The organism is Enhygromyxa salina, assembly GCF_002994615.1.
Classification (GTDB): domain Bacteria; phylum Myxococcota_A; class Polyangia; order Nannocystales; family Nannocystaceae; genus Plesiocystis; species Plesiocystis salina_A.
Genome location: NZ_PVNK01000054.1, coordinates 1 through 8,906 on the forward strand (window position 1 = coordinate 1; position 8,906 = coordinate 8,906).

General features: G+C 70.2%; 5 protein-coding genes. 4 read left to right on the plus strand and 1 reads right to left on the minus strand.

The annotated features are described in order from the left end of the window. Positions 1-323: 323 nt before the first annotated feature. The 4 genes from ENSA5_RS04980 to ENSA5_RS04995 all read left to right on the plus strand — a co-directional run bounded on the left by ENSA5_RS04980 (position 324) and on the right by ENSA5_RS04995 (position 6,570). A complete protein-coding gene (locus ENSA5_RS04980) occupies positions 324-1,649 on the plus strand; it encodes a GDSL-type esterase/lipase family protein (RefSeq protein WP_106390398.1) in 1,326 nt (441 codons plus the stop codon). Positions 1,650-1,765: 116 nt separating this feature from the next. Beyond that, positions 1,766-3,421, plus strand: a complete 1,656-nt coding sequence (locus ENSA5_RS04985; RefSeq protein ID WP_106390399.1) for an MBOAT family O-acyltransferase — start codon at positions 1,766-1,768, stop codon at positions 3,419-3,421. 6 nt (positions 3,422-3,427) lie between these two features. Next, a complete protein-coding gene (locus ENSA5_RS04990) occupies positions 3,428-4,960 on the plus strand; it encodes a GDSL-type esterase/lipase family protein (protein WP_106390400.1) in 1,533 nt (510 codons plus the stop codon). A gap of 2 nt (positions 4,961-4,962) precedes the next feature. After that, on the plus strand, positions 4,963-6,570 hold the full coding sequence (locus ENSA5_RS04995; RefSeq protein ID WP_181197381.1) for an amino acid adenylation domain-containing protein: 1,608 nt from the start codon (positions 4,963-4,965) through the stop codon (positions 6,568-6,570). Between the two features lie 49 nt (positions 6,571-6,619). Here the strand turns inward: ENSA5_RS04995 and ENSA5_RS05000 are convergent. After that, on the minus strand, positions 6,620-8,906 hold a 2,287-nt coding region (locus ENSA5_RS05000; RefSeq protein WP_106390402.1), incomplete at its 5' end, for an efflux RND transporter permease subunit.

Consider the following 8,906-nt stretch of genomic DNA (forward strand, 5'->3'; position numbering starts at 1 on the left):
GTCGGAGTCGGAGGCCGGGGCGAGGGTGGGCGGATCGTCCCGACCGGTCTCGGTCGGCCGGCAGCCACACGCGAGCGCGAGTGCCAACAGTGACGCCGGAGCGCTCGGCGTCCCTCGGAATCCGCCGATCATCGCTGATCATCATGCCAGCGAGAAGCGTCGAGTCAAACCTGCGCCCCTGCTGAGCGCCGCAGCCTGGACCGGCGCGGTCCAAATTCACCTCGGAGATTGACAGCGGATCCAAGCTGAGTGATCCCCAGAGTGTCTTGGACCGACCCTCATTTCCCTCTCTTTGGTCTGCGTCGATTGTATTCGCGTCCGCCGTGCTCGTCGGCGGCTGCTCGCCGTCGAGCGGCGATCCGACCCCGAGCCAGGAGCCCGATCGCTCCTTGGCGGTCGAGCCCGACGCGGGCGAGCCCAAGCCCGAGGTCGAGGAGCCGAGCCCGGCCGAGCCGGCCGAGCCTGCGCCGCCACCTTACGAGCCGCGCGAAGAAGACCTCGTCACGCCGCATCAGGCGATCGAGAACCCCGAGGCCCTCGCGGGCTTCCTCGACGCGCTCAGGGCCGTCGACAGCGGCGAGCAGCGGGTCGTGCGGGTGGTCCACATGGGCGCGTCGATGATCGGCTCGGACGACCTCACCTCGGTCCTGCGCGAGCGCTTTCAGACCCGCTTCGGCGACGGGGGGGCCGGGCTCGTGCTCATGGCCCGCTACATGCCGAACTACATCCACCGCTGGGTCAAGCTCGACGCCTCGGGCTGGGACCACTGCTACATCGCCTACAAGTGCCTGCCCGACGGGCACTACGGCCTCGGCGGGACCGCGTTTTGGGCGTCGAGGGGCGCGACAACCACGATCCGCACGCGCAAGGACGAGCTCGGCGACGAGGCCTCGAAGATCGAGCTGTGGTACCTCGCGCGGCCCGGCGGCGGCCGCGTCGAGATCAAGATCGACAAGGACGAGCCGCAGATCGTCGACACCCGCGCCGAGACCATGGAAGATCGTTTCCACGCGATCGACGTCGAGCCCGGCGCGCACACCGTCCGGGTCCGCGCGCTCGGCCACGGTAACTCGCGCGTCTACGGCGTCATGCTCGAGACCGACGGGCCTGGCGTGGTCTGGGATCAGTTCAGCAAGCTCGGCGTGTTCACCAACCGCGTGCTCGAGTGGGACGCCGACCACCTCGCCGGCCAGATCCGCCACCGCGACCCCGAGCTGATCGTGTTCACCTACGGCGGCAACGATCTACGCCGCGTGGCCAACGGCAAGCTCGACCAGGCCGGGTACATCGAGGAGTACAGCGCGGTCGTCGAGCACGTGCGCCGCGGCAAGCCCGAGGCCTCGTGCCTGATCACCTCGATCACGGATCGCGGCAAGTCGCTGACCTTCGAGATCTTGCCCGAGCACGTCGAGGTCATCGTCGCCGGCCAGCGCGAGGTCGCCAAGCGGGCCGGCTGCGCGTTCTTCGACACCTACACCGCGATGGGCGGCGGCGGCTCCCTCAAAGAGTGGAAGCACCGCAGCCCGCCGCTGGCCGCGGACGATCTCAAGCACCTCAACCACCGCGGCCGCGTGTTGCTCGGCGGGTGGATCTACGAGGCCGTGATCGCGGCCTACGTAGACCGGCGCAAACAGCTCGCCGCGGGCTGAATTTGGCGAGTTCGGAAGCATGCGCAGCCGGCGTGCGTCGGCTTGACCGGCCGGGATCGCGCCCCTAATGTCCCGGTGATTCGTCTCTGGGATCCGGTCCCGCCCACGGCTCGCGCATGCTGTTCCCGACCTTCGACTTTCTGCTGTTCATCATCCCGGCGCTCGTCGGGTTTTGGCTGCTGGCGGAGCGACCGGGCGCGCGGATGTTGTGGCTGCTGCTCGCCAGCTACTTCTTCTACATGGCCGGTCCCAAGACCGAGCCTCCGCCCGCGCCGGCCTACTTCGCCGGCTTGCTGCTGTTCTCGACCGTGCTCGACTTCGTGTGCGGCGGGCGCATCCACGAGCTCGCGCCCGATCTCGACAGCGACGACGAGGCGGTCGTCGCCCGCGCGAGGCGGCGCCGCAAGGCCTGGCTCTACGCGAGCCTGGTCGGCAACCTCGGGGTCTTGGCGTACTTCAAGTACGTCAACTTCTTCCTCCAGGCCTTCGCGGACATGGCCGGGGTCGTCAACGTCGACATCACGCCGCTGCACCTCGACGTCGTCTTGCCCCTGGGCATCAGCTTCTACACCTTCCAGAGCCTCAGCTACACCCTCGACATCGAGCGCGGCCGCCTCGATCCCGAGCGCTCGTTCTTGCGCTTCGCGCTGTTCGTGGTGTTCTTCCCGCAGCTGGTCGCGGGGCCGATCGTCCGGGCTTCGGAGCTGCTCCCGCAGCTGCGCCAGGGCCCGCGCTTCTCGACCGCGCACATCGAGGAGGGCGCGTTTCGGATCTGCAAGGGCCTGGCGAAGAAGGTCGTGCTCGGCGACTGGATCGCCGTTCACCTGACCGACGCGATCTTCGACGCCCCCGGCGCCTACACCTCGGCCGAGCTGATGCTGGCGCTGTATGCCTACACGCTCCAGATCTACGCCGACTTCTCGGGCTACACGGACATCGCGATTGGCGTCGGTCGGCTGCTCGGCTACGAGCTGCCCGAGAACTTCGACCGGCCCTACCAGTCGCTGGACATCGCGGAGTACTGGCGGCGCTGGCACATGACGCTGTCGGGCTGGCTGCGCAACTACGTGTTCTTTCCGGTCATCATGCGGCTCGGGGCCCGCGGCGGCTACGTGGCCGTGTGGCTGACGATGTTCCTGGTCGGGATGTGGCACGGGGCCAGCTGGAACTTCGTGATCTACGCCAACCTCCACGCGGCGGCGGTGGTCTTCAACCGCTGGAACCGGGTCCGTGAGCGCGAGCAGCCGCGGTGGCGCAAGATCCTCGGCTGGCCGCTGCTGGTGCTGGTCTTCGGCGGCGTGATGACGGCGCTGGTCCACTACGTGCTCGCGCTGGCCTGGGGTCCGGCGATCGGGGTCGGCGGGGTCATGGCCGCCGTGTTTGCGCTGCTGTGCGGGATGCCGCTGCCCGGCGAGGGCGGCAAGATCCACACGGTCTTGCACATCTTCTTCACCTTCCACCTGATCGTGTTCTCGCGCATCTTCTTCCGCGCCCAGGGCCTGGGCAACGCGCAGGAGTTCGTGGCCGGGCTCGCGGCCCTGGATCTGGAGCACGGCATCCGGCCGGGCCTCGTCGGCCCGTGGGTCGCCGCCGCGCTGATCGGCGGGCTCGTGTTTCACTTCACGCCCAAGAAGTGGGTCGACGTTCACCTCATGGGCCTGTTTCGCAAGACCCCGGGCTGGGTCCTGGGCGCGGTGTTCGTGGTCTTCACCTACGGTCTCATGAAGCTCATGGACGGCAGCCCGCGCGCGTTCATCTACTTCCAGTTCTGAGGGCTCATGAGCGAGGCGAGCAACACCGAAGACACGGTCCCAGCCGACGAGGTCGTGACGACGAGCGTGGGCTGGTCCACGCTCGGGCGCGTGGGCCCGGGCTTGGTCGTCATCGTGCTCGCGCTGGTCTCGGTCTACGCGATCCCGGGGCTCGAGTTCGCCCGGCCGTGGAAGCCCGGCGAGCCCGTGCCCTTTTGGAACCTGCTCGGGCGGCCCTTCGAGAGCGACGGGGCCCGCGAGGCCGAGGAGCGCCACGAAGAGGTCGAAGAATTCGCCCGCGAGGCCCTCGCCGAGGCCGAGCACGAGCCGGTCGCGCGGGTCGAGCCCAAGGTCATCGAGCTCGACGAGGGGGACAAGCTGCCGCCCTACGTCGCCCAGCCCGGCGACGACAAGCCCGTTCAGCAAGAGCTCGAGCTGTTCACGGGCCACGAGCTCGACGCCTTCTTCGACCAGCTCGCGCGCTCGGACGCGGCGGTCGCTGGCGAGATCACCCACGTCGTCCACTGGGGCGACTCGGCGATCGGTCTCGACGGCATCCCCGGGGCGATCCGTCGGCGCATGCAGGCGCGCTTTGGCGACAGCGGCCACGGCTTTCACCTGATGGCCCCGCCCAACACCTCCTACCGCCACGGCGAGGTCAAGTTCTCGCACAACGAGGCCTGGGAGCAGTGCTTCATCATTCAAAACTGCAAGAAGGACGGGCGCTACGGCCTCGGCGGCGCGACCTTCTGGTCCTACGGCGGGGCCCAGAGCGAGTTCGAGCCCCACCCCGAGCGCGGCTCGGGCAAGGTCTCGAGCTTCGAGGTCTGGTACCTCGCGCACCCCAAGGGCGGCAAGCTCGGGCTCCGCGTCGACCGGGAGCAGCCGGTCGTCATCAACACCCGGTCTGAAACGGTCGAGGATCGCTGGCATCGCTTCGAGCTCGAGGACGGGCCCCACGAGCTGCGCGTGCGGGCCAACCCTGGCGGCCAGACCCGGGTCTACGGCGTGACCCTCGACCGCGACGTGCCCGGGGTCGTGTGGGACAGCCTCGCGCTGGTCGGCGCCTTCACCCGGCGCCTGAGCAACTACGACGAGCAGCACCTGCGCGAGCAGCTCGGCCACCGCGAGGCCGATCTGGCCGTGTTCATGTTTGGCGGCAACGACATGGGCCGCGAGCGCCTGACCCAGGACCAGTACGAGGGCGAGTACCGGGCGATCCTCCAGCTGGTCAAGCGGGCCAAGCCGGACATCGCCTGTCTGGTCATGGCGCCCCTCGACCACGGCGAGCGCAAGGGCGTGCGGATCGTGTCCAAGCCGATCGTGCCGATGCTCGTCGAGGCCCAGCGCAGCGCGGCCGAGGCCGAGGGCTGCGCCTTCTTCAACACCTACGCCGCGATGGGCGGCGAGGGCTCGGCCGGGCGCTGGTACAAGCAAGACCCGCGCTTGATCGGCGGCGACCTCGGCCACGCGACGATGAAGGGCCACGTGGTCATCGGCGAGATGTTCTATCGCGCGCTGCTCCACGCCTATGTGGCCTACCGAGAGCGAGAGGGATGACAATGAGCGAAGCGATCGATTGTGGCCTCCTGCATGGCGCGTTCTTGGCGGCCGCGGCCGCGCACCCCGAGCGACCGGCGCTCGAGGTCGAGGGCGAGACTGTCAGCTACTCCGAGCTGCGCGAGCAGGCTCTGGCGATCGCGGCCGGGCTCGCGCGTCATCGGAGCGAGGAGGGGCCGCCGCTCACGGCGACCCTCGTCCATCGCAGCGCGGCCGGGTTCGCGGGGATCCTCGGCGCGCTGTGCTCGGGCCACGGCTACGTGCCGATGCTGCCCAACCTCCCGCCCGCGCGGATCGTGCTCATGCTCCGCCGCTCGGGCGCGCGCAGCCTGGTCGTCGACGCGGCGGGGCAGGGCGTGCTCGACGAGGTCCTCGACGCGGCCCCGCAGCCCTTGCTCGTGGTCCTGAGCGAGGGCGAGGCCGACGAGGCCCTCCGCGCTCGCCACCCCCGCCACAGCTTGATCGGTCGCCGCGAGCTCGACGGCGCGGCCGCGGCGTGGGTCGCCCCTGCCGTCGGCGCCGACGACATCGCGTACTTGCTGTTCACCTCGGGCAGCACCGGCGAGCCCAAGGGGGTCATGGTCGCGCACCGCAACATCGCGCGCTTCTTGGACGTGGTCGTCGAGCGCTACTCGCTGTGCGAGACCGACCGCTTCTCGCACCTGTTCGAGATCACCTTTGACCTGTCGCTCTTCGACCTGTTCGCGGCCTGGAAGGTCGGCGGGTGTCTGTGTGTGCCGAACGCGAAGCAGCGCCTGCTGCCGACCAAGTACGTGCTCGACTCGAAGCTCAGCGTGTGGTTCTCGGTGCCCTCGGCGGCGCTGTTGATGAAGCAGATGCGCGCCCTGGCCCCGGGCGCGTTCCCCGACCTGCGCCTGGTCTTGTTCTGCGGCGAGGCGCTCCCGGTCAGCTTGGCGTCGGCCTTCGCCGAAGCCGCTCCAAACGCCGTGCTCGAGAACATCTACGGGCCGACCGAGCTGACCCTCGCCTGCACCCACTATCGCTGGACGGCGGCCTCGGTCGGCGAGTGCGAGAACGAGGTCGTGCCGATCGGCGATCCCTTCGTCGGCATGCGGGCCAAGGTCGTCGACGAGGGCCTCGCCGAGGTCGCTCCCGGGGAGACCGGTGAGCTGCTCATGACCGGGCCGCAGCGGGCCCTGGGCTACTGGAACGACCCCGAGCGCACGGCGGCGGCGTTCATGGTCCCGCCCGGCGAGACCGAGCTGTTTTATCGCACGGGTGATCGCGTGCGCCGACCCAAGGGCGACGCGCCGATGACCTTCCTCGGCCGCGTCGACTCGCAGATCAAGATCCACGGCTACCGCGTGGAGCTCGGCGAGATCGAGGCGGTCATGCAGCGCGAGGGGGGCGTCGACGCAGCGGTCGCGCTCGGCTGGCCCAAGGCGCCGGGCGGGGCGAAGGGGGTCGTCGGCTTCATCGCCCAGCAGGGGGTCGACATCGACGCGTTGATCGAGCGCATGGAGGAGCTGCTGCCGCGCTACATGGTGCCCAGGGACATCGAGGTCCTCGACGAATTCCCGCTCAATCAAAACGGGAAGATCGATCGCAAGGCGCTCGCGGCCCGGCTCGACGCCGCCGAGGACTGCTAAAGCGAGGCGGCGCGGGGCGTTGCCAAGCCCGGCTCCTCGCGTGCCGTACCTACCGTGTCCTCGTCGAGCGGTGTGCGCCCAGGGGCAGCACGAGCATGGCCAGGGCCGGCAGCGTCACCAGGGTGAGCACCGTCGACGCGAGCAGGCCGCTGATGATGGTCAGAGCCAGGGGCGGCCACAAGCTGGTGTTCGAGACCAATAGAGGGATCAGCCCGACGACGGTGGTCGCCGTGGTCAGCAAGATCGGCCGGACCCGGCGCAAGGTCGCGGCGTGCACGGCCTCGCGAGTCGACCGGCCCTCGGCGCGCAGCTGCTGGGTCAGGTCGAGGAGCACGATCGCGTTGTTGACCACGACGCCGATGAGCGCGACCACGCCCAGGGCCGACATGAAGCCGAAGGGCTGACCGCTGACGGCCAGGGCCGGGATCACGCCGACGGCCGCGAGCGGCACGGTGACCAGGACCAGGCCCACACAGCGCAGAGAGTCGAACTCCCACACGAGCACGAGCACGAGGATCACCAGGCCCACGGGCAGCGCGCGCAGTAGCGAGTCGTTGGCCTCCTCGGCGCTCTCGGCCTCGCCGGCGAAGGCCACGGTCACGCCCGCGTCATCGAGCTCGAGGGCGGCGACCCGAGCTTCGATGGCCCCGCGCACGGCGTCGAGCTCGACGCCGGGCTCGAGCTCGGCGGTGACTCGAGCGAAGCGCTTGCTGTACTTGCGGGTGATCGCCGCTGGCGCCCACTCGAGGCGGCGCTCGCTGACCTCGGCGACGCGCAGCTGGCCCCGGGTCCCGGCGACGGCCAGGTCCGCCGGGAGGTCGATGGCGGGGGGCGCTTCGAGCTCGGCGCGGCGGGGCGCGGCGCGGACGACCACGGGCTCGTGGTGTCGCCCGTGAAGCACGGTGCCCGCCGGTAACCCGGCGGTGTGGGACAGCAAACTCGCGCGCAGGGCCGCCTCGTCCACGCCCCAGGGCTGGTTGCGGGCGCGGTCCAGATCAAAGCGCAGGCTCGGCGCGCCCGCGTCGATCGAGTCGCGGATGGCGGTCAGGCCCTCGACCTCGGCGAGGGCCTCGGCCACAGCGCGGGCGGAGGTCCGCAGCTCGTCCAGGCCCGGCGAGTAGAGCAGCAGCTCCACGGGCGCGACCACGGGCGGCCCCTGCTTGAGCCGAGCCACGCGCAGCTTGGTCCCCGGAGGCAGCTGGGTGCGCAGCGCGTCCACCCGGGCCTCGACGGCTTCGACCTCCTCGGGCGCGCGCAGCTGGACGAGCATCTGCGCGAAGTTGGACTGGGCCTTGGTCTCGGGCAGGTTGTAGTAAAAGTGCGGCAGGCCGCGGCCGAGGGTGACGGTGAGCTGCTCGACCGCGTCGAGGCCCAGGAGCTCCTCCTCTACGGTCTCGCTCACCGCCGCGACGGCGTCGACGTGGGTGCCCTCGCGCAGCTGCAGCTCGACCACGGCCTGGTTGCGCTTGGTCGGCGGAAAGAAGCGGACGCGGAGGGAGGGCAGGGCGGTCGCGGCCATGATGATCATCGCCAGGCCCGGGAGCAGGGCCAGGGCCGGGCGTCGAAGCAGCCGATCGACGACGCGCAGGCCGAGCGAACGCGTGGGCCTCTTTGCTTCGGCGTCTTCGAGCTTCGCTGACGCGCGGCGACGGGGACGCAGAACCAGGCTCGCGACCGGCGGGAGCACGAAGAGCGAGAACGCGAAGCTGGTCAGCAGCGCGAGGATCACCATCACCGGGATGGCCCGGGTGAAGTCCGCGGCCGCACCCGAGTTGAGCAGCATCGGGAAGAAGGCGGCGACGGTCGTCGCCGTCGACGCGGCGAGGGGGTTGAGCAGGGCGCGGGCCGAGGCGCGGGCCGCTTCCGGGGGCGCCTCGCCCTCGTCGAGGCGGCGCTGGATCTCTTCGACCACGACGATCGCGTTGTCGACGACCATGCCGATGGCGATCACGCCGCCGGCGAGGGAGATCTGGTGGAGCACCCCGCCGCCGATGCCGAACACCGCGACCGCCGAGAGCACGGCGAGGGGGACCATGGCCGAGGACACCAGGGCCAAGCGCGGACCCATGGCGACCAGCAGGACCAGGGCGACGATCAGCGTGCTCAGCAGCAAGGAGCGCTGGAGATCGAGGAGCCGGGCGGCGACGTAGCGGGGCTGGTCGACGACGAGCTCGAGGGTGAGGCTGGGATCGTCGAGCTCGGCCTGGACCTCGGCCTCGAGGGCGTCGAGCTCGGCCCGCAGCTCGTCGCCAAAGCGGACCAGGTCGACGCCCGGATTGGCGACGACGCCGAGCAAGACGGCGGGGTGGCCGTCGACGCGGACTCGCTCGAGGGGG

What these genes read in the sequence shown, in the direction of transcription:
- ENSA5_RS04985 (WP_106390399.1), top strand. Translation starts at nt 1,766, where the DNA reads ATGCTGTTCCCGACCTTCGACTTTCTGCTGTTCATCATCCCGGCGCTC.
- ENSA5_RS04990 (WP_106390400.1), top strand. Translation starts at nt 3,428, where the DNA reads ATGAGCGAGGCGAGCAACACCGAAGACACGGTCCCAGCCGACGAGGTC.
- ENSA5_RS04995 (WP_181197381.1), top strand. Translation starts at nt 4,963, where the DNA reads ATGAGCGAAGCGATCGATTGTGGCCTCCTGCATGGCGCGTTCTTGGCG.